Raw genomic sequence first — 26,447 nt, 5'->3', positions numbered from 1 at the left:
CCATGACCGATCACCGGAGCCTCGATCAAGGCATCTACATCCGCCTCGTGACCACACGGGAGCCAATAAAGCGAGCGTTCGCCGGCACTGGCCGATCACGGCGGCGCGAGAAATCGAGCGCTCATTGGATTGCTCAGTCCATCGTCACCGGCATCCGCGGCAATCACCGTATCGAGCAGGACGGTGTGGCAATAGACGAAGCAGAAATCGTCGAACTACTGGCGGACGAACTTTGGAAGGTGCCCGAGGCGATAGCTAAGGATTTCGTCGGCGTTGATGCCAGCAAACGGGACGATGCTAAGGCGGCGATCACACATGCGCTGCTAACGGCCCTGACCAGCCGTTTCGAATGCACGTTCTTTCAGCCTGAGTATCGCGGCATGGGGCCATCGTCCTATCCTTCGTGTCGTTGACGAAAACAACGGCGCGGAACGACTTTGATGAGCGTGCGTTATTAGAGCGGGCTCCGTTTCTTCCGGGGCTCTGCCACCCTTCCTTCTGGCCCCGGGCGACGCGTTTCGGGGCCATTCTTTTTGGCTCGCTCCCTGCCTGGGAACCTTTTCGCCGTATGTGCGTTTCGGGCGTGTCCTGGCCCCGACCTCCCCCTCGGGGTCACAGGCCGGCTTCACCAAATCCCCGGAGTGAAGTCCGAAGCAGCCTCTGGCCTCGTCACCCCGACGAGGCCATTTCTTTGCGCAGTCTCCATAGGCGAAGGGAAGCGCACGCGGCTGGGAACAATGCTCGTACGGACGGGTTGGAACTCCAATAAGGAGCTCTGCCGATGATCCTAATCCCACCTGAATTTGGCTGTCGCGCCGGCGAGGGGTCTGATCCCTCGGGACTTATCGCCTCCCTAAAATATGCGCTGGCAGCCGAAGCTCCATTTGATACGCAAGGCCTCTGCTTTAGAGCGCTCGGAAACAGCGTCGTGATCGAGGGCCAAGTAAGTGCCGCCGGCGCGGACGAGTTTATCCGCAGGGTTGCTGAGGATATAGCGGGCGCCGATCGGGTTGTCGTACGGGTCGGGTGTCCCGTCGGACCATTTCCGAACGGTCCACTGGATAAAGGTTCGGAACCCGGAGACCGAAGTCTGGCCATCGGAGCGAAAATTGCGCAACAGGTGGTAGTAGTCGCGCCTCCCCATCTGCGGAGTTGGCTGGATAAAAAAAGACCCCGCTGAACGGGACCTGAGGCGAACCAGCGCCCGGCTTTTGCTAGCCGGTCGAGAACGCGAGCATCAATGCCTCAGTAGGCCCCACACCTTGCGGGGACGCTAATGGCAGCGGGGCCTAGAGGCGCCTCGATCGACCGGGTTGAGGATCGAGAGCATTATAAAACGTAGGGGGGAGGAAAAGGTTCCGCCATGGGACTTCCCCCCATATGGCCGCACAAAGGTGCCTTCGGAAGCAAAAAGGAGGACGCGACGCGGATGGCCCAACTCCACCCCCCGTCATTCGGTCACCGCCTCGGACTTAGGTCTGATAACTCCCCCGCAAAGGTCCTACCCGCATTGCCGAATCTCATTCGCGTTGCCATTCCTAGTTGAGCGTCAACCGCACTTGGCGCGAGTGACCCCGGAGCGCGTCCCAGCCCCAAGCACTGCGCGCTCTGGGGTCCGGCTCTCTACCCCCAAATTTTAGGAACCATTTCTGCGCCTAGCGGATCTACTTAGTGCCGCCCTACCCTTCCTGCTGGATCAAAGGAGGATTGAGATGGCCCAAAGCAAGCGGCGAATGATGAAGCCGAGCGAAATACCAGATTTCGTGTCTGAGCTGATTGCGGCCGGCTGGGAGATCACCGCCATAGGCCACGACAAGTACGTGCTTGGCGATATCGAGGAACAGCATCGAGCAAGAGACGAACTCGACCGCATAACCGAAAAGTACGGCGACCGCGATAGCCTGAAGCTGGAGATTGTCGCCTACCTCTGGTCGATCGGGCGATACATAGAGATTGCCTCAGAAGGCACGCGGCATTAGCGCCCACCGAAGCACTAGGCTCAGGACCCATTACTCTGGCAGGCTGCAACCACCTGTTTGTGTGGTGAACAGCGCGGGCCGATTTCGCCTTGCATCTGGCGATTTCAACGGAACCTGGAAGGTGCCGGGACGTTGACGGTTATGCGACCCACAGCGGCGACCCGAAAGAGCCGCAGCGATCATCAAACAACAACACGTCAGGGAGACGAGCAATGGTTAGCAACGCATTGAAGGCGCTTCTGGGGGTTCTGGCGGTCGCCGGCTACCAGAACCGGGATAAAATTGGCGAGTTGTTGAAGGGGCTCAGAAACCCGGCACAACTCGGACCTGATGGTCAACCGCAAGCGGGCGGAGGATTGGGCGATCTTCTCGGAGGACTGGCGGGCGGCAGCCAAACGGGCATGGGTGGTCTCGGAGGTCTTGGTGGCCTGTTTGGGGGCGCTGCCTCAGGAGGTGGGCTCGGTGGAAGTCTTGGCGAGTTGCTCCGGCAGTTTGAACAGAAGGGGCACGGCGAAACGGCTAACTCATGGGTTCGCCCCGGGGAGAATAAGCCAGTCGGCGATCGCGAGCTGTCCGAGGTGCTTGGCCCAGAGGTGCTCAACGACCTCTCGGCACGCACAGGCCTGCCCCCCGCGGAAATTCTAAGCCGTTTGAGCCGCGAACTTCCGACGGCCGTTGACGATCTCACTCCGAACGGCCAGTTGCCATCTGATGTGGATGACGAGGCAGGCGCGCCCGGCTCCGTCCCGTCGGTGAAGCCCCAGATCGTGTGAGGCCACGACGTTCCGGCATTAGATTCAGGTGATTAAGCGTACTAGGGCTCGTTGGAACAGTATCTCTCTCTTTTTGGCCCCGCCCCATCGGGCCATTTCTTTCCCTGCACGGAAAGATTGATTTCTGTCATTGTCAAATAGAAGGTGAGCCGCCATTACTGGTTGAGCGTCATCACACCATTGACGCTAGGCCCCCAGAGCACGACCCGCCCCAAGCACTGCGCGCTCTGGGGTCCGCTTAGGCGAAGGGTCGACATGTGAAAGCCCCTCTTCATCACGAAGGCGACGCCGCCGGCCACCATTGCACTTTTCTGTGCGTGCGCTGGGAGAACCTCCGCCAGCCACAATCTGACATTGTGCGCCACCGAAAGGAGGCAGCACATGTCCTACGATTGGGAAAGCTCCAGACGGCAACGGTTTAGGCACGCTCGGGTTTGGCTTTTGATCGCCTTGGCAGCTTGGCTGGTTGTCCTCGCTCTAGCGCCATAATTTCGTGCGTCGTTTATCTCCTCAACTGCCCGCCTTCGACCCGCTGCAAAATCTCCTTGATCACCTTCAGATCGCCGGACTGCTGGCTGACCAGCGTTTGCAGATCCTTGATCGCAGCGGCTGTCGACGTCGACGACTGTTCGGTCGACGCAACGCGATAGGCGAGGTTGTCGATCTTCCGCACTTCGGATTCGAGTGCACGGAACCGCTCTTCGCTCCGGGCTTCCATTGCGCTGCGCCACTTCTGAAGCTCCTCGATGTCCCGCCCCTTGTTCACCCAGATCGTGACGCCGCCAACACACATGCCGAAGAGGGTCACGAGCTGGATGATCGTGTTCAGATTCCATTCGAGTTTCTGTGCGCGCTTCGGGAGTTCCATCGGTTGATCCTCAAGCCCCATTATGCCCCTCGTTGTCTTCAATGCCGCTCGTGCTGAAAATGATGGCGGGCCCCCGAGGTTGAGAGCCCGCGGATGCTTTACTGCTGGTTCTTCGGCGCCAGATAGGTCAGGACTGCCGGCAGGCCGATTGTGAGCGCGTAAAGCGCGAGATAGCCATACCAGGGCGTGCCTTCCGGCATGAAGGGGATGCCGACAGTGCCGACCCCTGCCCCGCCGACAGCGGCGGCGATGGCTTTCGAGACATTCTGCATGATGTTTCCTTTCTACTGAGCCGCGCGGGCTTCTTTGAGGGCGAGAGAAACGGTGGCGTAGGCGGTCGCAGCGACGACGAGCGCGTTGGCAGCCGTGACGCTGCCCGGATCGGTGCAGATGACGCGAACGCCGTCGTAGGCGGCCTTTTCCTTGGCGATGGTCGAAGGCTTGATGTTGCCGGAGACCGAGGCCGCGATGAACGCGGCATGAGCCGTTTCGAGCAGAGCGCATGTCTTCGGCAGGTTGTTCTTGATCGTGGTGTCGATCGAGCCGGTGGTGGTGCAAGGGGACAGCACAAAGGCCGCCGCCGATACGATGATCAGCGAACGCATTTGATTTCCTTCGATGTTGGGAGGTTGGTTAGAGGCGTGCTTTGACTTCGGCGCGCATCTTGTCGCCGCATGCTTTGGCGCCGATGACGTTCGGCGCGAACGGGAGCCGGGTGAAATCCCACTTGCCGGCCTGCTTGATGCCCAGGTTCGGCTGAACCTCGGCATGGGAAAGGATCGTCTTCGAGGTGACCTGGATCTTATAGAACTCGGCCAGATGCGCGATGACGTCCATGGCGCGGTGCCACTGGGTTTCCGTCATCGGGAACTTGCCGGCATGGAACGGGCTTTCCATCGCGCCCGCCATGCAGGCGAGCGAGACGCCGATCGATCCGGTGTTGCAGCCCCGCGTATGCGCGGCGTAGTCATCGTCGGCCGTGTTCACGTTGTCGGAGATGGTGTGGTCGCCGCGGACTACGTTGCCGGAACCTTCGACGATCAGGTGATAGTGCTCCTTGTCGAGCTCGGATGCTCGATGGGCGCCGGCACTCCAATGCGCGATGATACGCGACATCTTCACCGGCTGGAGCCAATCCAGCGGCAGGCGGTATGTCATCTTGAAAATACTTCTCAAAGGGACAGGTTGTAGAAAGACTGAAAAGCAACGGGAGACGCGGCAACGGCTTTGAAGGGCTCCAAAGATCACGTCCGCGTGGAAAGGCTAAATTAACCCGCTCCCCCGCAATCTATGGTCGGTTGCCATTGTCCCTGCACGTTACAACTGGCACTCAGAACCGCAGCCCCATAGACCCCGGGGCTGCGGTTTTGCCGTCGGGCCAACGCGGCGAAGCTCGGCAGGACAAGTGAGCTCGTCGTTTACCGAGGTCGCTCGCAATTGAAATATTGATTTAACTCTTCCTTGGCAGCGCCACCTTAGATTGCACTGAAATGGGAGAGGAAAATGCAAAAACTCAGGGAACTGGGGCGGCGCCGTTTATGGGTGAGACTGCCGAAATTTCGACGAGCGCTCGAAGCTGATGTCTGCCCGGCGGAGCTGAATGACCTTTTCGAGGCGTATGCACTCGCCGCCGAACGGTTAGAAGAACTGCGAGAAGCAGAACAACCAGATCAACATCTTGTATTTGAGTACGAGGTGGCAAGCAGAGGGATCGAAGAGGAGGTAACGCGGCTTCTAGATGCGATCCTCTGGGATCCGGTCAACAATCCCTTGTCATTGATCGAAAGTGGCCCGGTCCAAGGTCGCATACGAATTCGAGCTGGTTGGCCATCTTCATACTGAGAGGTCCTGTTCAAAGCACGCGGCCAGGTCGTGACGAGCGCGCTCCGAAACGCAAAAGGCCCCTTCTCCTACGAATAAGAGAAGAGGGCCCCGTCTGAGCGTTCGAATTCACAGACGGCGCTATCTACAGCTGAAATTTCCCTTCATTCAAGCCTCACGTCTACCTTGCTCCCGTATTTGTCCAGCGCCACAAGCACGGACGCAAGGTTGCTCTCGTTCAGGGGGGAGCATGATGGGCTATGATTGGGATGGCGCTCGCAGGCGCCGGATGAAGATCGTACGATTTGGAACGGCCGTCGCACTGGCGGCTTTACTGGTATCGGTCGCAGCCCAAGTGGTGACGCGAGCGATCTGATTGGAGACAGAGATGGATTCCGCAAAGCCGCGATACCGCGTTAATCTGCTTGACGACGGTTCTGTCGTTACCGACGACGGCGAGTTTCTGGGTACTTGGGATACTGACGAGACCGACGCGCTGTATCGATTTTCCCCAGACGGCGCGGCAAGCCCACTGTTCATTCACCCATTTCGTAAGTTTCTGTGCGAAGCGATTGACACGTGGCACAGGCAGAACGCTTGAGAAGCTAGACTCCCTTTAGGCTTCGTCTGATATCGCCGTCAGGGCCCCAACCACACCCGACTGCGGGGTCACCCGTGCCACGCCGAAGCGCGCACGCATGCCGGCGACAAAATCCGGATCGTGGCTCTCCAACGCCGTCAGGGTCTCATTCAGCGCTGCCACCACTGTGTCCAGGCTGTTCGCATGTCGTTCATTCTCTTCGTGGGCGAGCGCCAGTTGTTTCTTCAGGGATGCTGCAAGTGAGGACATTTCAGGCTCCATAGTTGACGTTTGCGGCAGCGTTGATCGCCTCGATCGTGGCCGCCTCGGCTATGGCCTTCTTTGCGCCGAGGCGTTTAGCCTCGATCTCGGCCGATACGTTCTGCCACTGCACGAAGGTAGCGATGATCTCGCTGGCCTTGACCTCGACCGTGACGCTGTCGATCGCCGCCTCTGCGACGATGTGCGGGATCTCGCTTTCGGCTGCCGGCGGGTCGGCCACAGCCGCGCGCGCCTCAGCAAGCTTCTGCTGGTAGGCCATGACTTGGCCGGAGCCGGGCGTGATGAAATTCCGCCGATACTTCTCGGCTTCTCGATCGACCTTGCGGACAGCGTCAGCCCGCAACGCGACAAGATCCGGAGCGGGCTGGACGGGGTCCCAGGAGGTGAACAGGCCCGCCAGCGCTGGGGGCAGAACCGGCCAATCCGAGATCGGGTTATCGACATAGGCGTCTTCTTGCTTGCCGAGCTGCGCAACGATCGCGTCTCGATCGGCGGCCGGGAGCATAGATGTGACCCGGCCGGCGACCTGGAACCAGTATTCGCGCTCGTTCATGATCTGCTGGCGACCGAGCCACCATGCGGTGGCGGCCATCGAGCGATGGATGGTCCCGGCCGCCATCGCCGCGTGAAGCGCCTCCATCATCGGGTTGTAGCTGTTTTCGATGCTGTACATGCGGGTGTCCTCTTAGGGTTGGGGGATGCCGAAAATGAAGTAGCGGATGCCAACGGGCGCGTAGGCGCCGGAGGTGCGCCACGTACCGGGACTGTCGTTGCGATTGTAGTAATCGCCGACGTTGCCGGCGAAGGTGACAAACCGGGCATTGTTGCCCGTCAGCTCGCAATAGGTGCTTTCCCCGGCGTGCGCCTGGTTGCCGTTGTAGATGTACTTCAGCCGCTTCACGAACGGCAGGCGCCACATCGCGCTCCACGACATCGGCAGGTTGGTCTGTCCGAGGCTCGCACCGTTTCCGGCGCCGTGATGCGTGAGGTACTTCACCATCGGGAACATGCCCGTCCCATCAAAGGGAATGTCCGTGATGACGCCATTGCCGGCGCCGAAAGTGAAGTACCCTTGCGCCAGTATCTGGACTTGCGGGCGCCGACTATCGACAATGATGTCAGCCCATGACGGCGGGTCGGCGGAGCCTGGACGCAGGATCTGGACGACGTCCACGCCACCCTCGGTGAATTTCCGAAGGGGCTTATTGCTTCCGCCCGTCGGCGCGCTCGTATCCTCAAGATAGAGCATGAACCGGGCGCGCATTGCCTTTGTTGCGTTGAAACCGATGTTCGTCCCGTCGAACCAGTACTCGGCGCCGAAATCGAGCACTTGCGGGTTGGACGGATACATGATCGTCGCGCTGTCGTAGAAATGAACGTCGAGCACGACAGTGTCCGGGAGGGGAATTCCGGTGTTGTAGTAGCTCACGCCGGCCGGCAGCGCGATGTCAGCCGCCGCGATCACCTTCACCGGCATTTTCGAGAGGTCGAAAGCCATCTGTTGAGGCGTCGCGGTGTCGACGTTGTACCCCGGCTTGGCGATCTTCGTTTCAGTTGAGGTGATCTTGATGGTCTTGGTCCCGTTCGGCGCCAAGACAGGAGCATCATCCGGAGCGACATTGTTCCCCGGCAAATTCCAGACAATCAGACGCTTGTCGCGTGATCGGAATTTGTTGAATGCATCGATACCGTCATTCGGCGTGACGATGATCGGCATCCCGTAGGCGAAGTTCCCCAGATTGTTGTTGAGAACCATGTTCTCCGCCCATCCCATCTGGGCGTAATTCCCCACGGCGTAATAACCACCCTGACCGTGGTAGTATTCCCCGTTGTCGGTCCAGGCGACCATCTGTTGATTGTAGACGTTGCTGCCGCCGCCCTTCTTCGCCTTCACGTCGAATAGCGGGACATTGTAGCGGAGCGTCGGGAACGCCGAGTTGCGAAAGCCCCAAAGCGTTCCCTGCGCAACGGTGAGAGACATGTAAGTGAATGTCGCCGCATTGCTTCCGGGCGGATAGTAGGTGACGCCGTTGCCCGCCTGGAACGTGTTGACGACCCAGATGTCGCACAAGCTCGCCTGAATGCCGAACTTGCTGTTGTAGAGGAACTTCCAGCGCTCACTATCCGGCGTCGAATAGGGATCGTCGGCGTTGCTTTTCATGATCTTCAGCGCACCGGCGCCGGTGTAGTCGTTGCCGATCCGGATCCTCGCCATCAGGTGAATACCTCGATGCCGCCGTTGTTGAAGTCCAACAGGAGCTTGCCGTTGACGCTTCGGGCGATGCCGGAGAAGTAGGCGTCGCCGAAGTTCGCGGAGATAGCTGAAAGGCTGTTCACGTTCAGCTTGTTCGCGGTGACGGCCCCGTCGACGATCAGCTCGGCATTCGCGGCGCGACGCATGACCGGCTTTGACCAAAATGTGGATGAACCTGTTCCGGCCGTCCGATCAACCTGCAACAACATCCGGATGAACGCCTTGCCAGCCGGTACGGTCAGCCGGCCCTGAAGTCTGACCCAAGCGTTTTTGACGTCAGTTCCCGTCGCGGCCCACCACGTATGGGCGCCATCGTTGCCGTCCGTGAAAATCGCGTAGAGGTTCGCGCGACTGGCGTCCGTATTGTAGACCCAAGCGTCGAAGAAGTAGGCTTCTCCCGGCGAGCAAGCGGTTCGCTGCGAGGTCGCGCAATCTCGGCCAAGAGTTTGCAGGATGTATCCGGCCGCGTCCCCGCCTTGCTCGTTCGGGCCGAAGTAAAAGGCTTGCTGGTTCTGGGTAAACCACGCCTCCAGCGTGCCCCGCTGCCAACCGTTGTCGACAATGTTGGAGAAGTCCGTCAGGACGAGCTTGCTCGCCGTGATGGAGTTCGCAGCGATGTGGACCGCGCCGATCGAGTTGGCGGCAATCTTGTCGGCCGTCACTGCGCTCGCGGCGATCTTCTCTGCCGTCACCGCGCCGGCCGCGATCGTTCCGGCGGTGACCGCGTTCGCGGCGATCTTTCCGGCAATGACGGCGCCCGTTCGGATATAATCCGCACCGATCGTGGTGATACCACCCGGCTCCCAAGGCGAGAATTGCGTCTGGTTGGGGTATGCCTCGCCGAAGTACGGCCTGACCATGTGCATGTAGCTATTCGCTTGGCCGGGTAGGGTCGCGGATTTCCGAACAAAGAACATCGCGGTGGCTGCATTGGCGGGTGCGATCGCGAAGACGCCAGCTTGTGCATAGCCCGTCAGCGCCTTGCCATTGCTGATCTGAACTTGCTCATTGATCCAGCCAGTACTTGCCTCTGAAATCCAAACCCCGGCGCTGTCGGAAAAAGATATTCCCACGAAATGCTGGCACCGGTGAGAACCGAAAAAGGCAAACGCCTCGTACCGCACTCCGGCCTTTACCGGGATGCGTCGATCGCAAGTCCACTGCTGTGCGGAAAAATCGGCATTCGCATCGGTCTGCTCCAACACGATCGTGACCGGTTGCCCCGCCAGCGCCCAAGTATCTCCGTCCGAGCGATAGCTCCATTGGCGGTTGGCGATGCCGTTCTGGTTCCAATAGGACCAATCCTGGGTGAAGCCATAGTTTTCCGTGTTCGGAAGCATATTTTTCCCCGAACCGACTGAAAGATGCTTCGCAAGAATGGCGCCATCGACGATCAGCTCTGCGCCCGAGGCGCGTCGCATGACCGGCTTCGTCCAGTAGGTTTCAGTTCCGACCCCTGCCGTCCGATCGGTCGTAAGTGCCATCGCAATTCGCACTTTGCCGGCGGGCACTGTCGCGATCCCGCGAAGACGGACCCATTGGTTCTTGAGATTGGTGGTGGCTATCGCTTGGCCCGTCCAGCTCACGCCCGTCGCATCCCAGGCGAACCAGTAGAGGTTGGCCGGCGACGCATCGGTTTGATAGACCCACGCCTCCAAGTAATATTGCTCACCGGGCGTACAAGCGATCCACTGCGAGACCGCTTGATCGCGGCCAATGCTTCGCATCCGCCAGCCGGCCTGATCGCCGGCCGCCGCCGCAAGCACGAACTCCTGCATGAAGCTCGTCGACCAGCCGTCGAGCGTGCCTTGCTGCCAGCCGTTGTCCGCGATGTTGGAGAAGTCCGTCAGGACCAGCGAGCGTGCTGTGACAGAGTCCGCCGCAAGCGCCGTTGCGGTGACGGCGTTCGCCGCGATCTTGCCGGCCGTGACCGAGTTCGCCTGCAGCTTGTCGGCCGAGACCGCGAGTGCCTGCAGCTTGGGGGTCGAGATCGCATCGTTGGCAATCTTCGTCTCGGTAATGGCAAGATCGACGATCTTGGTGCCGGTGATTGCCGCGTCCGCGATCTTCGCGCCGGTCACCGCCGCGTTGGCGATCTTATTCGCCACAACCGAGTTGTCGGCAAGGCGCAGCGCGTCGATCGCACCGACCTGGATCTTCGCTGTCGTGACCGCCTCGGCCGCCAGCTTAATGCTGGTGATCGCCTCGTTCATGATCTTGTCGGCCGTAACGGCGGCGTCCGCTATCTTCGTGGCGGTGATCGAGTTGTCGAGTACGCTCAAATTGCCGGTCGGAGCGGCAGTCGTCACCCACGGCGTTTCCGTCCGGAACCGATCCGGGTTCGTCGTGATCGTCGCCTTCGCACGGTAGGCCTTACCCGAGACCACGTTGTCCGTCGTCAGCTTCAGCCCGCTCTCAGGGTCATTCGACACATCGCTAAAGGTCTGAGTGTCGCCCACGATCTGATAAGTGATGTTGACCGAGACGATGGTCGGATCTTCTGGCGGGGTCCAGGTGAAGCGCAGGCACGGGACCTGGCTGCCACTGGCGCCAGCGATAACGTCGGTCACCACACCAAAATTCTGAATGACCGACAACTGCGACGGATTGATCGGCGCTAAGGGCGGAATGACGATCGGACCCGGCGCGATGTCGGCGTCGTCATAGATGTCGGCGCCCGCCTCGGTGAGTTCGAGTGTGCCTTCGAACTGCTCCGAGAGCCGCCATTCCGCGACCATCCAGGTCTTGCCTTCGTAGGTGACCCATTCACCTTCCTGCACTGCAAAGCCCACGCGACGGCTGACGGGGACCGTCGCCGTGCCACCCTTGCGGTTCTGGCGATAGCGGATGTTGAGCAGATATTGAGCGACGTCGGCGTCGTGCACCTGAAGGAAGTCGTTGGACGTCTGCCGCGGGCGCTTGTCGGCGGCAACGTCCGCATTGACGACCACTGTCTTCAGACTTTCCGGATTCCACATAGCATCCGGAGAGGTGAACTGGCCGGATAGATGGTTGTAGAGCGCAAAGGCCGACTTGCGGAGCTGCTTCTGCTTAGCGCGCTTCGCCGGTATGTCCTGCGGCGTGATGTCGAGAACAGGGATCTGCGGCGCGCCGACGATGACGCCGGAAAGGCCGCGCCTGTTGACGCCATAACCCGCCATCGCGTCATCGAAGGCAGACAGCGCTTCGGTATGGTCGGTATCACCGTCCACCCAAAGCGAACACTGATAGACCGGCTTTCCCTTCCTCAGCGTGCGGCAATAGTTGATGGCCGTGAAATAGGACGCGAGATCGAGTTGGCCGAGGCTCTTGCCCTCGCCCACGATCGAGCGACCAGAGCGCAGACCTCGAAGCCCAAGCTGATAATTGAGGCGATGGATAGCCGGATTGAGCGTGTGCACCCAGGTCGAGCGATCATTGATCCGCTGCGGGCCGTTGCCGCCCGCGACCGTTGAATCTTTCGTCGGATCGTATTCACGAAGTCCGCGCAACACCCATTCAAAATCCGGCCGCCCCCTGCCCGCATCACGGAAGAACTTGAGATGATAGTACCGGTAGACGACGACGTAACAGATGCCACTCAGGCGGCTGGTGTTCTTCCACGAGTTGCCCAGAGCCGCCGTCTTTGAGACAAGCTCGGCATCAGCCACCTGCCCCGGTCGACCGTCATAAAAGCGAATATCGATCGAGCTATTGCCGTCGCCATCAATGTAGCCTTCGACGAAGTAGCGCGCGGCCTCTCCGCCAACCACAGGCTTCGCAATGAGGTTGGCCTTGGAGCCGAACATATAGAAGTACGGCTCCAGTCCATCGCACCAGCCGTTCGCCAGGATGAAGACATCGGCATTCATCTTGTTGCCTTTGTCCCACTTGGCGTAATAGGCGCGATGTCCCTTCGTCTTGCCAGTGCCGAAGAGCGAGCCGGCAGGAACGTCACCGCCCATCTGGACCTGCCCTTGAACGGCAGTGAACTTCTGCTTCTTCGGCTGAGTCGCTTTCGAGAAGGCGAATTTGGTGCCAAAAGCCAGAGCGCCACCAATCAGCTTCGCGACAGAAATAGACGCACCGAACAGCGACAACGTCGCCGTGCCCGCCAGCAGCGTGCCGATTGCAGAGAAGATTGCCATTTAGGAACTATCCGAGATGAAAGGTCGCGATGACGTCGGAAAGGCCATGATCGGAACGGCCATTCTCGGTTTTGGTGGTGAAGCGTAGGCCGTTGCAGACGCCGACATGCTCGGCCCCGTCGGCAAGTCGCAGAATGACCAGGTCGAAGTATTGCGCTGACCCGGCGCCATCCGGTTCCTGACCGAGTTCAGCCGACCAGAAATCGACAAGGCTCGAAAACCCGCGTCGGCGCAGCGCGATATGCGCGCCCTTCAAGGTCTTGTAGGTGCCGCGATATTTCTCGACGAGCGATGTGCCGTGCAACGCATCCGCCATGGCGCAGCCGAGATGAAAGCAATCGGCCGAGCCATAGGCATAGGGGGTCGACAGCTCACGCGTCAGCGTGGCCGATCCGATACGAAACCGTTCCATGATTACCTCGAAACCTGTCCCCATTCCTCGGGGATCGTTCCGACCGTGGCGACGTATTCGAGCCCCGTGTCGGTTTCGTCATTGTCAAACTGCTGCTCAGCCTGCGATCGCTTCACCAGCGTCTGACCGCGCGCCGATCGACCAGACGGCTGCAGCTCGATTGTGACCGAGAGCGTGCGGGTGCCGCTATCGTCGACCGCGCCCTTTTCATAGCGAACGTTGTCGATCTCATAGATGCTGGAAGCAAGGATGCCGAGCACCTGGTCGCTGTTCGGCACACCGGCGAGGTGCGTGAGGATGACCGGAGAATTGGGGTAGTCGTAGAGCTCGAGCCGCGCGATTGCATCCTCGGGATTTGTGACCGGGATGTTCGAAAAACGCACGGTTCGGCTTGTGACCGACACCCCGAGCGCGCTGCGCATCTCCCCCGGCTGAAGGAACCGGTTCGGCAGATAGGTCAGCCCATTGTAGGTGTAGGGCCGACCGCCCCTGTGATAGCCAACCGTCTTGCCGGGCAAATCGAAGCGGATCAGGTCGATACGTGAAATATGCCCGCTCTCAAGGGCAGCGACGACGGCGGGATCAAGAATGCTCACGAGTAGAAAACCTCAGTTGCTGTGAACGAGGGAGAGCGGTTTGCCCATGATTTCTTCCCGTCGTAACTGCCGGGATCGATTTGCATGGTGCACGACGGCTTCTCGAAATGAACGGTGCACGTTGTGTTGAAGACGCCGGTGTCCAGGCCGTATCGGATCGACAACGTCGCGACGCCGCTTGCGTTTGCGGTCGCCGGCGCGATGATCCGATGCAGGGACCGCACAAGCTGGCTCTTCCTGATCTCGGCATAGTCTCCGGGCGACAGACGAAAGCCAACAGGGAGCCCGGAAACCACGATTGTGGTCGGGTTCGCAATCGCTTGAAAGACGGCATCGCCATTGAATGTCCCGCCCCCGGCTTTGGTGCCGGAAAGCGGGAAACCGGTGTCGTGAGCTATGGGCCGAGGCCGGAAGACATCGTGGGCGAAGAACGTCTGCCCATTGTCGTCAAGCTGCATCATAAATGCATCCATGACGCCGAACTCAGGACGAAGCAGTGGACGGGTCACATAGCTGGCAACCCAAAAGGGCGTTCCGAATGTCTGGCTTTCGGTTCGGCGGCCTTCCATCTGATCGCTATTGCGAGGCTGGATTGGGTCGAACCTGCATTCGGCCCAATCCTTCCGTCCGTCGGTGAATTTCGGAAGAGGAACTGGATCTGGCATCAGTAGACCTCACCGCCGTTGTCGTACTCGTTTCGCTTGCCCTGATCGTAGGCGCGGATGTTCTCGATGGTCACGTTCTCGCTCTCGGATCGGATTGTCGGCCGGAACATCGGACCTTCCTCCCCGATGACGCGAAGGACGACCTGCATAGGCTGCGCTTGAGCGGACGAACTGCTTTGTGCGGGTGCGTTGGTGTTTGCTGGCCGGTACAGGCGATGATTCGGGATCACCTCTTCGCCGCCTTTGAAGCGGACCAGCTCAGGCCCCTTCTCGCCAACCCAAGCTACACCCGGCCGCGCCGAAGGCGTACCAGTCGCGTAACCGCGCAGGCCCGCCCAGGGATCAGCAGCGGAGGAGCCTCCGAAGATACCGCCGAGAATTCCCAACAGACCACCGCCGCCCTTCCCTGCGTTGCTAACGGTGAATACCGCATCGATGACGTCGGTCAGCAGCTTGTCGGCGATGCGGTCGAGAACACCGAGCGCTGCGTCACCAAAGGATCGCCATATCGACTTTCCGCGCTCGATCCCGGCGAAGAAGTCATCGAAGAAGCCCCGGGTCAGCGCTTTGCCGAAGTCGAGCGCCTGGCCCAACAGCCGGGTCTCTTCCTCGATCGTCGCCATGGTCTCGGCGAGACCAGCCAGTTCGCTCCTCTGGGCGTCAGTGAGCGAGATGCCGCGCTGCTGCGCTTCGTTCAGGAACTGCTGCTCATAGCGGAGCGCGGCCGCGGCCCGTTCTGTCAGGCCCATTGCGTCCCGCTCCGCCTCGAGCATTGCGATCTGGCGCTCCGCCCCGGCGACAATGTCGGCGTACTTCTCCTGTTCGCTCTTGCCGGCGCGCTTCTTCGACTTCTCGTCGACGTCGGTCAGGCCCTTGGCGAGCTCGCGCAGCTTATCGGATGCCGCTGAGGCGCCGCGCCCGATCGCGTCCACCACGCCCCCGACATAGTCGGTGCCTTGAGCGGCCTTCATTTCGTCGATAGCGGTCTGCAATGCTCCACCAGCCGCGCCTTTGTAAGGATTGGTGATGTTGCCGAACTCGATGGGTTCGATGATCATGTCATTGTAGTTCTGAAGCGGGCGCCCGATTGACGCCGACCAGAGCGCATACTTGTTTATGAGGTTGTTGATGCCGCCGACGGTGGTTTGCACCATCGCCTGAACTGCTTTGATCACGCCTTGAGCGGTAGAATAGACAACGTCCCCCAAGGCAGCCGGCAGCTTGTCCCAGGCGGCTTTGACCGCATTGAAACCGCCGACGAAGGCCCCGACGATGAAGTTGATCCCATTCTTCGCGTCAGCCACGATGTCCCGACCGAAAATCTCCGCGAGTTCATCACGAAACACGACCGCCGCTGCAACAGCTGCAGTGATACCCGCAATGAATGCGACTGCTGGGTTAGCGAGAAGAAGTGACCCGGCCACAATGCCCAGTTGGACAACAAATCGGCCAAGAAGGGCTATTAGCGACACGACGCCTCCGACAATTGCCGGGGCGTACAACAGAGCCAGGGCCGCGGCCGCCGCGACTGCATAGGGGGCGATATCTTCGAGAACCGAGGCAAGCAACTCAAGGGCGGAAGCTGCAAGCTTGCTCCAGTTGACGGTTTGAATGCCCACAGCCGCCAGGGTGGTCAACGCCACAGCCAAGAATGTCACGGGCGAAAGCATCGCCGCAAACGATGCGGCGAGCGTTTTGGCGAAGCTGTCCGACGACATCATCGCCACTTGGGCGACCTGCAGGCCCTGCTGCATGCCGATCAAGCCTGCGTTCATCCCGCCAGCGGCGGTGGTAACTATATCGAAGCCTTGGGCCGCCAGATTTGCGGTATTGTTCATCTTGACGAGACCGGACGAATTCTGGTTGGCCGCCAAGTTTAACATTTGAACCTGCTTGGATGCGGCGGCTGCCGCTGCACCCTCATTGGCATAGGCCTTGGCAGCTACCGAAGCCGCGCCTGTGACGCCACGATTCGTGACGTTCAGGCCTTCAACCTCAGCCTGCGCGCGCGCCGCGGCGCCTGAAACCTTGGTGAGCTCTGCCGTCGCCCGCTCAGTCCCGTCTGTTTTGACTTGAATGCCCAACGTGGCGACATCGGCCATGGCTTTTCCTTTTCAAAGAACGTGCGATATCGTCCTGCCCTTCAATCGGAGGATGATTCATGCGCAAATTTGCGGTTGCTGTTGCACTTGCAGCAATGAGCTCAGGGCTCGCGGCCAACGCTGCTGATCAAAAGGCGGACCCGCGCGCCGTTGAGTATTGCAAGGCAACCTCCGGCACCTTTGTCGCGGTCGCCGAGTGCCTCCCCAACGCGCATGTCTCGATCAAAACTCTTGATGCGTTCGAGAATATCTATCCAGCAGCGGGTCAACCGTTACGGACGAAGTGCGCCGAGCTTAACGAAGGCAATATCATCGGCACAGCTACGTGCGTGACAGAAGCGGTGAGTGCTGCAATCGATCTGAAAGAGACTCTGCCTGCTGGGTCTCGACTTGATGACGCCGTGTTTGAAGCAGTTTCAGATCCAGCATTGGGAAGGCAGCTTGATGAAGCGGAAGCCGCCGCCAAAGCCACATTTCCTAAGGTCAGTATTTGGGGCGGGTCAGTTTACCGCGCGTACAAATAACCCTTAGTGCCGTCCTCTATGAAGACGGCACTAAGGAAGAACTAGAAGACTCGACTCCTCGACAAGTTGTGACATGATCCACTGCGATGGCACACGAATGGAGGCCGGCATTTTCTGGTTAGTCTTATTGGCCGCAGCAGGTGCTGCTGTTTATCTATTTCAGAAGTCGAGACCTTCTAAAGCGCACCAAAAATCGCAGCCTCGTCAGCAGGAGTGGGGCTCCTCCGATAAGGGAAATCCGACGCAGATTTACCACGGCAAACACGTCACTGTGTTCGAATCCGATGGCGGATGGAAGTTCACCATTGGTGACCCGAACGATCGACGCGAACCGTATTTTTCCGAACCGTATGAGACTGTCGACATAGCAAAGACTGAAGCTCTCCGGCACATGAACCGCCTACCCTCGCTACACCAGTCGTTGCCGGAGCAGCGTCGTGAAGAGCGCCGCCAAAAAGAAGAGGAGCAGCGCGAGGAGTTTGTTTCCAATGAACCGGAAATCATCGCGGCATTGGCGGCTTCCGCTGACGCAGCGGCCAACGTTACTGAACTCAGAAAGATTGAACGCAAAGCCGAAACCCAGCTTCGACACGTTGACCGCGTCGTGGGTTCTATCGCCATTTATGGCTCCGACGAGGCGATTGAGAAGGCGTTGATTGTCCAGAAGCAAGCTCGAGAGTTGTTGGAAAAGATCCGCATGCGCGTCGCCGAACTGAAAGAGAAACCCAAGACTAACAAGACGGGGCCGTCCGCCAGTTAGTTTGCAGTCTCTCTTGCCCTGATGGCCTCACTCTCCCTCTCGATCTCAGCGCAGAACCTTGCGTCCATCACCTTGAGGATCGAGGCTTCCTCCCTGCTGACAATATTTCCGGTCACCTGACACCAGGTTATCAATTCGAGATTGGAAACAGGTACCGGTCCAGAGAACCCCGGCGGCTGCGACTGACGGAGTTCCCAAAACCAATCCCAGATGAAGGCACCGTAATCCGGCACCTCCGCTTCCGGGCTTTCTGTCGCGAAGGCCTCATTGCGCTCGCGCCTGGTCTCGCCATCCTTGTCGCGGACGCTGTCGTAACGAGCGACAACGGCCACAGCCTCGGCTAGGGCTTCGCCGAGATCTTCGTAAAATTTGCCCGGTCCTCCGATGCCGCTGCAATCTGGTCGTAGATCCAGCCCGCTTCTTCCAGCACCTCGCGCACCTGCTCAAAGGTGCATTCCGGCTTGGCGCCCTTCCAATCGTGGTCGCCCCAGTCCCAGGACGCCACGGAGGCAGCAGCCTTGTCGAGATATTCGGCCTCAACCTTGCTCGAGGTGAGCTTCTTCTTGCGGCTGGCGAGGAACTTGTCACTGTGCTGGCGAACGACACGCTTTACAGCGTCGCTCTCGGCCGAACGGATCATGAAGCGGATGCCGATGAGTTCGTCCGTGTCTGGGCCGGTAAGCTTCAGTTCATAGAGGTCTTCAGAATTGACGAGCTTGGAAATGTCCATGTTTTCACCTCTGATTACGGTATGGCAGTTGGATTGACGCGGATCGGCAGCTGGTTGAGGCCGATCGTGAAACGTTCGAGTTCGAAATCGTCAGAGCCGCCGCCCGGGTAGAGCGGGCCGGAAACGACACCGCGGCTGTAGAAGATCGTGTTCGTCTTGCCGGCGCCGCCGTCGTTGCGCTCGATCTTGATGGCCATGTTGTCGAGGTTGAGCGGGTCGCCAAAGGTGCGCAGGATAATCTGGCCGGCGTCGTCGAAAACGGAAGCGACTTCGATCTGCGGGTCGCCCGCATTGGCGGTGCCCTTCTGTTTCTGGGTAACCGGCTCGTCGAGCGTGTTGTAGCTGTTCATTGTGCTGTCGGCGCCGAAATCACCGACGTTGCCGACCTTCCCGACCTGCACCCAGGTCAGCGCCACATAAGCGGACTGTATGAGATCGGTATTCTGGGCGAGCGCGCAAACATAGACCTTGCTGCCCTTCTTCGTTGCCTTGTTTGCCATGTCAGTTCTCCGGTTCGAAGGCGTGGTAGGGAATGGAGACAGGGATCTGCACCCGGTCATCCTCTTGGAATGTGCCAGCCGCCCAGGGCTCGCAAGTGGTCGATGACCTGATCGACGACCTCGAGCGCGTCGATGATGCCCTCCCCGACCGGCCAGACGACCGAGACTTGCAGAAGGCCTCGTTTCTGCTGAGGATCATCGCCCATGGTGATCTGGCGTGTCCGGTTGGGCATGAAGGAGAGGCGCAGGTACTTTGCCGGCGTATGCTGACCGGCCGCCGGAAAGACGACGTTCGGGCCTGCTATGGGCAAGACCTGCGGCATGGCCCGCAACCGATCGGTCAGTGCCTTGAAGATTATTGCGTCGGTCCCGGTCGCCATGTATCGATTGCCTATGTCTGAAAAGCCGCCTCTCAGCGACGACGAAGTCTATGAGCGCATCCATGCCGCGCTGCTGGCGTTGGGCCGGGATTCGGGCGCAACGGTGCGAGGCGACACCTCTCTCAAGGCCGCCCGAAAATCGTTGACGTTGCTTCAACTTGGTTTGCTGGCGGCGATGGAAAAGAACATCGACAACAATGCAGCGATCAAAGACCCAGGCGGGCCCTCAACTCAGCTGCCTTTCGATCCACGATAATCGGCCAGTTTTGGGCGGCCAACCGGACGAAGCCGTCGGCTGGCTGGCTGTTTGAGCCGTATTCCCTGTGGCCCGCATATGCGGCGGTGTATCCCAAATAGAGCGTGTCCCCGATATCGGCGCCGGCTATGACTGCCTCAACCTGGGCGAAATCGGGTGTGTAAGCCCTGCCCTCAGCTGGCTTGGACGAGGCATTGATCGCCGGCATCGATGTCGAGGACGCAAGCAAGGAGGCGCGCAGAAAGCCAGTGTCGACCCGCATTCGCCCGCCCTGCGCGACGGGTGTCTGCATCTCCTCGACGACCTCTTGCGTAGCTTCCTTGAAAACTGCCTCGACCGCGCCTTCGACCTTATCGGCCCACTGAGCGACCGCTGCGCTAAACGTGAGCGTCGCCATCACGCCATCTCGGCTCTGTAGCGCCGGGTGACCGCGCCGATGTAGTCGATCTTGTATTGCAGCCGGCAGCGGCAGCCCGAAGTCTCCGAGATGGGCGCCTGCGGATCTCCTGGATACCGGAGCCGCGCACCGGATGGGCTCACAAAGGTCTCCCCGAATGCAACCGTCTGACCGTTGAGAGATCGATGGGTATGGCGCACCCGATTGTCACCGGCAGTCTGCCAAGTAGGTGTCACGTCTTGCGCCTGGACCTTCCCGCTTTCGATCTGCTGACGCATCGCTTCATCGCGAGCCGAGCCGAGCGCCATCATGGTTTCGGTTCGCGCCAGCATCTCCGCGCGGAGAAGCAGGTTTTTGTCGCGCAGCCGGCCAATGACCTTCGAGAGCGCGTCGCCGGTGATCGGCTTACCCTCGCGCATGGCCGCCACGATGGTCCGGTCGAAGCGCTTATCGCGGGTCTTGAGCTCGAAGTACTGCTTCATCAACTCCGGGTCGCCCGAGGCGAGATTGACGCGGGCCCGCTCGATGAAGGCGATCTGGTGGCGCGTCAGGCCGATGACGCCGCCCTCGCGCTGCTTGCTCACCCTGTTGACGCGACCGACGACGTCGAGCGCCGTCGATCGTGGGTTCGCACCTCTGGTGAGGCCCGCTTCCAACGCCTGGCGGATGCCCTGCCGCTGATCGTCGGTGATGTGTGTGACCATCGTCGACGACAACTCGCGCAGGATCGCCTCGGCGGCCGGATTGCGAACGCCGAAGCGCCAGATGACACGGTTGCCTTGCGGGTCGGTTACCTTCGGCAGTTCGACGACGGCATTCGTGCCGCCGGCGTTGAAGGCCTCCTGAAGGGCTATTTCGAGAGCCGAGAAAGCCTCGGACTCGATCTGCATCGCTTCGACCGCGCCATTTATGTCGCCACGTTCAAGTCGCTCGATGACGCGTGCCAAGACGATGGAGGAGCGGATTTCGTCTATCGCTTCTCGAAACGCGGCCGTAAGGCGTGGCTCGTAAGTGGCGAGCAATTCGTCGAAGGTCATTCATCCCCCTGATCGCTCGCAACTGGTTTGAGTAACCGGGCATTAAAGCCAGGTCGCTACGAAGAGCCCCCCACACGGAGGTGCTGAGAATGGCGAAGAAATCGGTAAACCAAAAAAGCACGAGGCGAGCAAAAATCTACTTAGTGCGATTGGACGGAGGTGGGTCGAACAGGGACTACCAGCAGTTCTTCGACAACCAAAATCAACTGCTTGGCAAATGGCCGGATCTGACGGGGCATCACAACGAATATCTGCTGAAATCCTTTGCGCCGATCGAATTTCTTCATTCGGAGGCTTCGCGTCGCAAGGATAACAGTTCATTCCGAGAAAGTGTCAGCGTCGTAGAAATCACCAAGAAGATGGCGGCGACCACTCACTCACCGTACCTCGAAACCATACAGAGATACTTCAAGGTCTTCACAGCGGTGAAGCCCCAGATAGACCCTTAACGTCTCCCCTGCACGATGAACACGACGTTGGTCACCCCGTCGTATTTGTTCGGGTCGCCATTCACGATGGCGTAGTCGGTACCGTTGGCAGTGACGACGTCGCCGACGGTCGGCTCGACCGCCAGGCCGACCGACGAGATGTAGATCTGCATGTCGCCGGTCTTGATCGTGGTGCCGTCGATGTAGCGGGCCTCGTAGGCCATCGGGACGAGCGTTGCCGGGTATGGCGTGGGCACCGGCTCGCCGCCTAGGACGGGATCGGGCGGGATCACGCGGGTGACGACGCCGGTCTGGCCGTACTTGGCGATGAGGCGCTGCGCCGTTGCCTGTAGGCGCGCGTAGAGCGGGTTGACCATCAGACTACCAGCGCCCCGGGCCAGACTGGCGTCAAGAACGGCCACAGCAGCCCCTCGATCGTGGTGACGACCGGAGTTGCAAGCGCGACCACATCGTCGATATCGGTCGACGACGACGTCGCGTATTCGACTTCAAGCTGCCCGACCTTCTCACGCTTGACCGTCGAGGTGCCGGTGACGACGGGCGATAGGCTGCCGGGGTTCGTCGTTTCGAGGAACGCGGCCTCATAGGAAGCGTTGATGATTGGGACAGGCACCTCGCCGGATGGGATCGCCTCCCCGTAATAGGTCGACGCACCGGTGCGCGGCCATGCCCGCTCCTGGGCATAGCCGCCGGAGCGGCGGCCATTGAACCGAGGCTCGTACCGATCGATCACCAGAGAACCGCGCTGGCGCGCCGCGGTCTTCTGGGCATCGGTCGTACCATCGGGGAAGACATAGCCGGCCGCCGTAGCGTAAGCCGTGAAGCCGTCGTTATCGCCGTATCCAGCCATGTCATTCTCCGGTGGGTAGAACCCGGCGCTTATGCGCCGGGCTTGGTTGCCAGGTCTTCGAGTGCCGCGATGATCTCGTCCTTCTTGGCCGGCGTCTTGTCGCCGAGCAGCTTCGCAGCTGCTGCCTTGAAGGACATAAACTGGACGGCCGGATCCTTAGCCATTTCCAGGACCTCGGCGGCAGTCTTCGGCGGCTCTTCCTGCTGTGCCTTGAGCTTCGCCAGTTCGGCGTCGCGGTCGGCAAGCAGAGCCTGAAGGCGCTCAAGTTCGGAGCCGGTGTTATCGGCTGCTTCCTTGAGGACCGGAGCCCCTGCGACGACAACGACCGGGTTTTCGGTGTATTCGCCGTCGATCTCGAACCAGTTCGAAGCCTCGATATGAGCCTTCTCGCGGTCGAAGATTTCGACCTCGACCGTCTCGCCCGGCTCAATGAGAACCGGGCCGTTCACCGCGTTGACGCCGCGGGGGCCCTTTTGGGTGTTGGTGACCTTCATTGCCGCCTCCCTTAAATGCCGTCGAGGTAGCGAACGGCCTTCGGCCGACGAATATCGACGCCGCCGACGCGGAAGATGCCGGGGACATCGAACTTCATCGGACCGGTCTGCCATGCCGGCAGGAACCGGAACGGCATCGGAATGTGCATCTTCAGCACTTCCGGCGAGCGACGGTAGGCAACCATGCGCTTGGTACCGCCTGCGCCGGCGGTATCGAGGTAACCGAACACACCGCGGATGGTGAGCGGCTGGCCGGTAGTCCGGGTGTAGATGTTGTTCTTCTCGATCCATTCGAGGATGGTCGTCTGGTTGACGGCATCGATACGACGGGTCGAAAGGTCCAACAGGACCGAGTACGGCAGGAGCAGCGTGTCCGCGATCTCCGCGCCGAGCGTGCCGGTAAAGATGCCGGTGAGCTGGCCGTTGATATCGCGAAGGATCTGGTCCGGCGTCTTGCTGGCGAAGGTCGTCGCCGAGCCGGTACCGTCGGCCGGAGCCGTGGTGGCCGTCGGCGTCGAGGAGTTGACCAGACCGGTGTAGCCCTTGCCGGTATCACCGACGAAGGCGACGCTGTCGATCTTCTCTTCAGCGATGCGACGGGCCGAGCTCGCCTTGTCCGAGGTCAGGCTCATGCCGAGCAGCTGGGCGGTGCCCAGTTCCTCGAGCGTATACCCGTAGCCGATCGCCGCCATGCTGACGGTCGTTTCGAACTTCTCGCGGGTCAGTTCGACCTTCGGCACATCGTGCGCGAGGCCGCTGAACCACTGAGCCTGGCCGACCGAGTCCATGGAGAAGTACGTGACCGACTGAATCCATTCCGGCGCCGAGGTGTCGACGGGGATCAGCTGGGAATACTGGATCTCCTGGTACTTCATCGCGTAGACCGTCGGCTCGATCAACGAGGCCTGACGGATAAGGAAGCTCATCGCGACCTGCTGAGCGTCCTGGGTGATAAGCATGTTCATGTTGGAACGCTCCTGTTAGCCGAGGCGGAGAGCGGCGAGGCCGGCACCCGAGGTGCTGGTATCCCACTGCGCGCCAACGATCTGGGTGTTGCTGGTCGAGACGTTGGTCAGGACGCCCGTTGCCGGGACGTAGTAGACCGGATCGCCAACGGCGACGGCGACCGAGGCCTGGACCACGATCACGCCTTTCTTCATCAGCGCGACGTTGGAGTACTGCTCGTACTTGCCCGTCGGCTGCGTGGGGTCGAGGACAGCGATGCCGACGAACTTGACCGTGGCCTCGGAATCCACGACCTGATTGTCGGCGGTGCCCTGAACGCCGACCTTGCCGAAACCGATACCCTCAGCGTCTTCCGCAAGGCGGGTGACGATGTCGCTCGGCTCCATGTTGAGAACCATACCCTCGACCCAGCGGGCGTGGGTGGCGCTGTAAGTAGTCTGAACTGCCGGCATCACTTGGCTCCCTTCGTCTGCCAGGCCGATTCAAGATCGGAGACCATGGCCTTGTGGGCGGTTGCGGATGCGTTGGCGTCAGTGGTCTGCGAGAGACCCTGCTGAACAGCCACGCGGAACGGATCGACGCCGCCGGCGCTCTTGCCAGCGTCCTCGACGAGCATGTCGAAGCGGGCATCGATGTAGGCGTCCGACTTGTCGGCGACGGCGGCATCGCCGATCTTGGCAACGACGACGGCCTTGCGGATGGCAGCATCGGACAGGCCTTCGGTCTTGACGTCCTTCGCCAGGACCTTGGCCTTGGCGACGAGATCGGCGCGAGCCTGCACGCGCTTGTCGAGGTCGGCGTCGGAAAGCACTTTGGCCTTCGTGGCGTCGAGCTCAGCATCCTTCTTCGCCAGTTCGGCATCCTTGGCGGCCAAAGCCGTCTGATGTGCCGTTTCAGTGGCGGTAAGCTTGGAAATGGCGTCGGCAAGGCGCTGCTGCAGCGTGCCGATAACCGTGGCACCCTGATCGGTTACTTCAACCGGGATGCCATCGACGGTAACCGTCTTCAGGGTCATGATCTTTTCCTCTTTCGGTTTCTGATCACTGGTGAACGGGGCAGCGCCCCACTGTCCCGCACCGTCGCCGATGCGAGCTTGCGACCCGGCGCGCCCACGCTCGACGATGGCGACGTGGTTGATCCGGATATCTTTCTGGATTGCGTCGTACTTCTCGCCCTCGGGCGTCGTGCCCGGCTCCCATGCGAGATCGCAGGTGTAGCCGGCGGAAAGCTCGCGCTTGCCCTCGTCGATCGCCTTGATCGCCGCGGCGTCCATGACAACGAGCGGGATGCGGACGAATTCACCGTCGCGCGCCACCTCGTCGCCGATCTGGCCGACCGAAACGGCCTTCCAAGTGTCGGCGGTGACTGCCTCGGTCGGGTGATCGTTGGTCACCGGCTTGTGGGCGTAGCTGCCGAGGCTGGCCTTGTCGAAAACCTGATCGGCGGAGCGGTAGACCTTCACGGACTGCATTTCCGGCTTCCCGACCTCGCGGCCGGCATAAAGCTGGATACCAGTGCGCGCGGTCTTGACGTCCGCAACAAGGTAGCCGTCGGCGGTCCGTCGCGTTCCCGCGATCGGTGCTGCATCTATGAATTGCATTATTGTCTCCGCGCCGTGTATATGGCCTCCGGAAAAGGAGACCCCAAATGTCAGCACTCGAAAATGCCATCCGCCAGTCTGCTGCCCTGCGTGGCAAAGGAGAATTTCAAGCCGCGATCAATTTGATTGACGAAGCTTTGGCCAACGCTAGCGGAGACGATGATGTACTTGTCATCGCTAACCTCGAAGGGTTGAAGGCAGCAGAGGAGGCAGGTTTCTCTGCTGAAGCAAAGCGATTTGCCGTGGCGATTAAAGCGACTGATCCCGACATGCCACGTATTCAGAAGTACTTTTAAGTAGTCGCATCAATCCCGCCGAAAATTCACGGAGAACACGAATGCTCGCCAAGCTTCACGACACATCAAACGGCCGCCGAGAAGTTTACATCAACCCTCGCTACGTATCAGCAGTAATGGAGCGGTTCGGTCGAACCGAGGTGCTTCTCAACGTTGGGGGCAGCAGTATGGAAGTTCAAGTTTCTGAGTCCGTAGCCGAAGCCGGCGCGGCTCTGAACAAGGCTACGCAAAACGATTGAGGTGTTCACGCCGTGATGTGCTCCACATCACGGCCTTTGCTTGATCCCTTGTCGCCAGTCCTCGAACACCTCACTGAAGATCTCCGGACCCAGCGCGATCTCGCCCTGATAAGGCTGAACCTTGGCAAGGTCCGCGGCATCCTCATCGTAGCTGATGGTGATGTGCGGCTGGTATTCGGGATGATCCCAGCTTGCTCCCCTGTCGACCATCTCGTCGTGGCGCCACGACAGCATGTTGGAGACGAATAGCAGGACATGCGCCTCGCCGAACTTCTCCATCAATCTCGCACCGCCACGCGGGATCTTCACCTCGTCTTCCCAAGTGCTGCCCATCTTCATCCAATCAACCGGTGTGCGGCTGAATGTGATGGTGACGTGCAAGTCGTCGGCCGGGAGCGTGGTCTTGAAGCCTTGCCCCTTGGCCCAGGCAATGATCTCGTCGGCGTTTAGCACCTTGCGCGAGACGTAGAGCGTGCGTGGCGCGGCGTCGGCGGTAACTGGCTTCGCCTT

The 26,447-nt window shown here is 60.2% G+C and carries 34 protein-coding genes and 2 pseudogenes; 11 read left to right on the top strand and 25 right to left on the bottom strand.

Features of this window, described 5'->3' with window-relative positions:
- The first annotated feature begins 2 nt into the window (after positions 1–2).
- From AC070A_RS23240 to AC070A_RS23230, 3 genes are all read left to right on the top strand, one after another.
- Positions 3–413, top strand: coding sequence for a hypothetical protein (locus AC070A_RS23240; RefSeq protein WP_492384600.1), 411 nt, complete (start codon positions 3–5; stop codon positions 411–413).
- 1,299 nt (positions 414–1,712) lie between these two features.
- On the top strand, positions 1,713–1,979 hold the full coding sequence (locus tag AC070A_RS23235; protein ID WP_113737951.1) for a Y4lK-related protein: 267 nt from the start codon (positions 1,713–1,715) through the stop codon (positions 1,977–1,979).
- Between the two features lie 212 nt (positions 1,980–2,191).
- Complete coding sequence (locus AC070A_RS23230) at positions 2,192–2,752, top strand: YidB family protein (protein ID WP_057252422.1); 561 nt, start codon at positions 2,192–2,194, stop codon at positions 2,750–2,752.
- A 502-nt stretch (positions 2,753–3,254) separates the two neighbouring features.
- Here the strand turns inward: AC070A_RS23230 and AC070A_RS23225 are convergent.
- The 4 genes from AC070A_RS23225 to AC070A_RS23210 all read right to left on the bottom strand — a co-directional run bounded on the left by AC070A_RS23225 (position 3,255) and on the right by AC070A_RS23210 (position 4,778).
- A complete protein-coding gene (locus tag AC070A_RS23225; RefSeq protein WP_057252426.1) occupies positions 3,255–3,620 on the bottom strand; it encodes a hypothetical protein in 366 nt (121 codons plus the stop codon).
- A gap of 98 nt (positions 3,621–3,718) precedes the next feature.
- On the bottom strand, positions 3,719–3,892 hold the full coding sequence (locus AC070A_RS23220) for a hypothetical protein (RefSeq protein ID WP_192495225.1): 174 nt from the start codon (positions 3,890–3,892) through the stop codon (positions 3,719–3,721).
- Between the two features lie 12 nt (positions 3,893–3,904).
- Entirely contained in the window at positions 3,905–4,225 is a 321-nt protein-coding gene (locus AC070A_RS23215; RefSeq protein WP_113737953.1) for a cell wall anchor protein, read from the bottom strand.
- A gap of 28 nt (positions 4,226–4,253) precedes the next feature.
- Positions 4,254–4,778, bottom strand: coding sequence for a peptidoglycan recognition protein family protein (locus tag AC070A_RS23210; RefSeq protein ID WP_113737954.1), 525 nt, complete (start codon positions 4,776–4,778; stop codon positions 4,254–4,256).
- Positions 4,779–5,123: 345 nt separating this feature from the next.
- Between AC070A_RS23210 and AC070A_RS23205 the strand changes: the two genes are divergently transcribed.
- Together AC070A_RS23205 and AC070A_RS23200 are read left to right on the top strand one after the other, a co-directional pair.
- Positions 5,124–5,462 carry a hypothetical protein gene (locus AC070A_RS23205; protein ID WP_218374335.1) on the top strand — a complete coding sequence of 113 codons (339 nt, stop codon included), beginning with the start codon at positions 5,124–5,126 and terminating at the stop codon, positions 5,460–5,462.
- Between the two features lie 367 nt (positions 5,463–5,829).
- Positions 5,830–6,042, top strand: a complete 213-nt coding sequence (locus tag AC070A_RS23200; protein WP_113737955.1) for a hypothetical protein — start codon at positions 5,830–5,832, stop codon at positions 6,040–6,042.
- 15 nt (positions 6,043–6,057) lie between these two features.
- Here AC070A_RS23200 and AC070A_RS23195 read toward each other — a convergent pair whose 3' ends face one another.
- Genes AC070A_RS23195 through AC070A_RS23160 form a run of 8 tightly spaced genes read right to left on the bottom strand, consistent with a single transcriptional unit; the run spans position 6,058 to position 16,459 of the window.
- Positions 6,058–6,291 (bottom strand): hypothetical protein, encoded by a 234-nt coding sequence (locus tag AC070A_RS23195; RefSeq protein ID WP_113737956.1) that lies wholly within the window; start codon positions 6,289–6,291, stop codon positions 6,058–6,060.
- A gap of 1 nt (position 6,292) precedes the next feature.
- Positions 6,293–6,976: a hypothetical protein gene (locus AC070A_RS23190; protein ID WP_113737957.1), complete on the bottom strand. Its 684-nt coding sequence runs from the start codon at positions 6,974–6,976 to the stop codon at positions 6,293–6,295.
- A 12-nt stretch (positions 6,977–6,988) separates the two neighbouring features.
- A complete protein-coding gene (locus AC070A_RS23185) occupies positions 6,989–8,518 on the bottom strand; it encodes a hypothetical protein (RefSeq protein WP_113737958.1) in 1,530 nt (509 codons plus the stop codon).
- On the bottom strand, positions 8,518–12,684 hold the full coding sequence (locus tag AC070A_RS23180) for a hypothetical protein (protein WP_494773595.1): 4,167 nt from the start codon (positions 12,682–12,684) through the stop codon (positions 8,518–8,520). Before AC070A_RS23180 ends, AC070A_RS23185 begins: the two co-directional genes overlap by 1 nt.
- A 7-nt stretch (positions 12,685–12,691) precedes the next feature.
- Positions 12,692–13,096 (bottom strand): DUF6950 family protein, encoded by a 405-nt coding sequence (locus AC070A_RS23175; protein ID WP_113737960.1) that lies wholly within the window; start codon positions 13,094–13,096, stop codon positions 12,692–12,694.
- Positions 13,097–13,098: 2 nt separating this feature from the next.
- Positions 13,099–13,692, bottom strand: coding sequence for a DUF2163 domain-containing protein (locus tag AC070A_RS23170; protein ID WP_113737961.1), 594 nt, complete (start codon positions 13,690–13,692; stop codon positions 13,099–13,101).
- Entirely contained in the window at positions 13,689–14,357 is a 669-nt protein-coding gene (locus AC070A_RS23165; RefSeq protein ID WP_113737962.1) for a hypothetical protein, read from the bottom strand. The genes AC070A_RS23170 and AC070A_RS23165 overlap by 4 nt, the downstream gene beginning before the upstream one ends.
- Complete coding sequence (locus tag AC070A_RS23160) at positions 14,357–16,459, bottom strand: phage tail tape-measure protein (protein WP_113737963.1); 2,103 nt, start codon at positions 16,457–16,459, stop codon at positions 14,357–14,359. Before AC070A_RS23160 ends, AC070A_RS23165 begins: the two co-directional genes overlap by 1 nt.
- Before the next feature lie 59 nt (positions 16,460–16,518).
- On the opposite strand from AC070A_RS23160, the gene AC070A_RS23155 reads away from it, so the two are divergent.
- Together AC070A_RS23155 and AC070A_RS23150 are read left to right on the top strand one after the other, a co-directional pair.
- Positions 16,519–16,983, top strand: coding sequence for a hypothetical protein (locus tag AC070A_RS23155; protein WP_113737964.1), 465 nt, complete (start codon positions 16,519–16,521; stop codon positions 16,981–16,983).
- A gap of 97 nt (positions 16,984–17,080) precedes the next feature.
- Positions 17,081–17,743 carry a hypothetical protein gene (locus tag AC070A_RS23150; protein WP_113737973.1) on the top strand — a complete coding sequence of 221 codons (663 nt, stop codon included), beginning with the start codon at positions 17,081–17,083 and terminating at the stop codon, positions 17,741–17,743.
- Here AC070A_RS23150 and AC070A_RS23145 read toward each other — a convergent pair.
- The 4 genes and pseudogenes from AC070A_RS23145 to AC070A_RS23130 all read right to left on the bottom strand — a co-directional run bounded on the left by AC070A_RS23145 (position 17,740) and on the right by AC070A_RS23130 (position 19,353).
- Positions 17,740–18,075 carry a phage tail assembly chaperone gene (locus AC070A_RS23145; RefSeq protein ID WP_255571618.1) on the bottom strand — a complete coding sequence of 112 codons (336 nt, stop codon included), beginning with the start codon at positions 18,073–18,075 and terminating at the stop codon, positions 17,740–17,742. The genes AC070A_RS23150 and AC070A_RS23145 overlap by 4 nt on opposite strands.
- 8 nt (positions 18,076–18,083) lie before the next feature.
- Positions 18,084–18,473, bottom strand: coding sequence for a hypothetical protein (locus tag AC070A_RS23140; protein WP_113737965.1), 390 nt, complete (start codon positions 18,471–18,473; stop codon positions 18,084–18,086).
- Between the two features lie 14 nt (positions 18,474–18,487).
- Positions 18,488–18,973 carry a hypothetical protein gene (locus tag AC070A_RS23135; protein WP_110878232.1) on the bottom strand — a complete coding sequence of 162 codons (486 nt, stop codon included), beginning with the start codon at positions 18,971–18,973 and terminating at the stop codon, positions 18,488–18,490.
- A 1-nt stretch (position 18,974) separates the two neighbouring features.
- Positions 18,975–19,353, bottom strand: a pseudogene (locus tag AC070A_RS23130) (phage tail terminator-like protein).
- Between AC070A_RS23130 and AC070A_RS23125 the strand changes: the two are divergent.
- The gene (locus AC070A_RS23125; RefSeq protein WP_162771051.1) at positions 19,295–19,609 is read left to right on the top strand and encodes a hypothetical protein; all 315 of its coding nucleotides are present in this window, start codon (positions 19,295–19,297) and stop codon (positions 19,607–19,609) included. The pseudogene AC070A_RS23130 and the gene AC070A_RS23125 sit on opposite strands and share 59 nt — an antisense overlap.
- Here the strand turns inward: AC070A_RS23125 and AC070A_RS23120 are convergent.
- Positions 19,560–20,006: an HK97 gp10 family phage protein gene (locus AC070A_RS23120; RefSeq protein ID WP_113737966.1), complete on the bottom strand. Its 447-nt coding sequence runs from the start codon at positions 20,004–20,006 to the stop codon at positions 19,560–19,562. The genes AC070A_RS23125 and AC070A_RS23120 overlap by 50 nt on opposite strands.
- Positions 20,006–21,043 (bottom strand): phage minor head protein, encoded by a 1,038-nt coding sequence (locus AC070A_RS23115; RefSeq protein ID WP_113737967.1) that lies wholly within the window; start codon positions 21,041–21,043, stop codon positions 20,006–20,008. Before AC070A_RS23115 ends, AC070A_RS23120 begins: the two co-directional genes overlap by 1 nt.
- A gap of 89 nt (positions 21,044–21,132) precedes the next feature.
- On the opposite strand from AC070A_RS23115, the gene AC070A_RS23110 reads away from it, so the two are divergent.
- Positions 21,133–21,492 (top strand): hypothetical protein, encoded by a 360-nt coding sequence (locus tag AC070A_RS23110; protein WP_113737968.1) that lies wholly within the window; start codon positions 21,133–21,135, stop codon positions 21,490–21,492.
- Here AC070A_RS23110 and AC070A_RS23105 read toward each other — a convergent pair.
- The 6 genes from AC070A_RS23105 to AC070A_RS23080 are packed head-to-tail and all read right to left on the bottom strand — an operon-like array spanning position 21,489 to position 25,402.
- Positions 21,489–21,848 carry a hypothetical protein gene (locus tag AC070A_RS23105; protein WP_113737969.1) on the bottom strand — a complete coding sequence of 120 codons (360 nt, stop codon included), beginning with the start codon at positions 21,846–21,848 and terminating at the stop codon, positions 21,489–21,491. The two genes, AC070A_RS23110 and AC070A_RS23105, sit on opposite strands and share 4 nt — an antisense overlap.
- Positions 21,848–22,342: a DnaT-like ssDNA-binding protein gene (locus AC070A_RS23100; protein WP_058320132.1), complete on the bottom strand. Its 495-nt coding sequence runs from the start codon at positions 22,340–22,342 to the stop codon at positions 21,848–21,850. The genes AC070A_RS23105 and AC070A_RS23100 overlap by 1 nt, the downstream gene beginning before the upstream one ends.
- Positions 22,343–22,371: 29 nt before the next feature.
- The gene (locus AC070A_RS23095) at positions 22,372–22,836 is read right to left on the bottom strand and encodes a hypothetical protein (RefSeq protein WP_113737970.1); all 465 of its coding nucleotides are present in this window, start codon (positions 22,834–22,836) and stop codon (positions 22,372–22,374) included.
- An 11-nt stretch (positions 22,837–22,847) separates the two neighbouring features.
- Positions 22,848–23,801 carry a major capsid family protein gene (locus AC070A_RS23090; RefSeq protein ID WP_113737971.1) on the bottom strand — a complete coding sequence of 318 codons (954 nt, stop codon included), beginning with the start codon at positions 23,799–23,801 and terminating at the stop codon, positions 22,848–22,850.
- 15 nt (positions 23,802–23,816) lie between these two features.
- Positions 23,817–24,254, bottom strand: a complete 438-nt coding sequence (locus AC070A_RS23085; protein WP_113737972.1) for a structural cement protein Gp24 — start codon at positions 24,252–24,254, stop codon at positions 23,817–23,819.
- Complete coding sequence (locus AC070A_RS23080; RefSeq protein ID WP_218374331.1) at positions 24,254–25,402, bottom strand: DUF2213 domain-containing protein; 1,149 nt, start codon at positions 25,400–25,402, stop codon at positions 24,254–24,256. The genes AC070A_RS23085 and AC070A_RS23080 overlap by 1 nt, the downstream gene beginning before the upstream one ends.
- A gap of 47 nt (positions 25,403–25,449) precedes the next feature.
- Here AC070A_RS23080 and AC070A_RS23075 point away from each other — a divergent pair, with 47 nt between their 5' ends.
- The gene (locus AC070A_RS23075; RefSeq protein WP_113737737.1) at positions 25,450–25,698 is read left to right on the top strand and encodes a hypothetical protein; all 249 of its coding nucleotides are present in this window, start codon (positions 25,450–25,452) and stop codon (positions 25,696–25,698) included.
- 41 nt (positions 25,699–25,739) lie between these two features.
- Positions 25,740–25,937, top strand: a complete 198-nt coding sequence (locus AC070A_RS23070; RefSeq protein WP_113737736.1) for a hypothetical protein — start codon at positions 25,740–25,742, stop codon at positions 25,935–25,937.
- 27 nt (positions 25,938–25,964) lie between these two features.
- Here the strand turns inward: AC070A_RS23070 and AC070A_RS23065 are convergent.
- Positions 25,965–26,402 (bottom strand): annotated as a pseudogene (locus AC070A_RS23065) (anti-CBASS protein Acb1 family protein); the annotation flags it as partial.
- Positions 26,403–26,447: the final 45 nt, after the last annotated feature.

The organism is Ensifer sp. GW101-20A05 (genome assembly GCF_059424735.1).
Note: the sequence above shows the minus strand (reverse complement) of the source record. Positions and strands in the feature narration are given on the sequence as shown.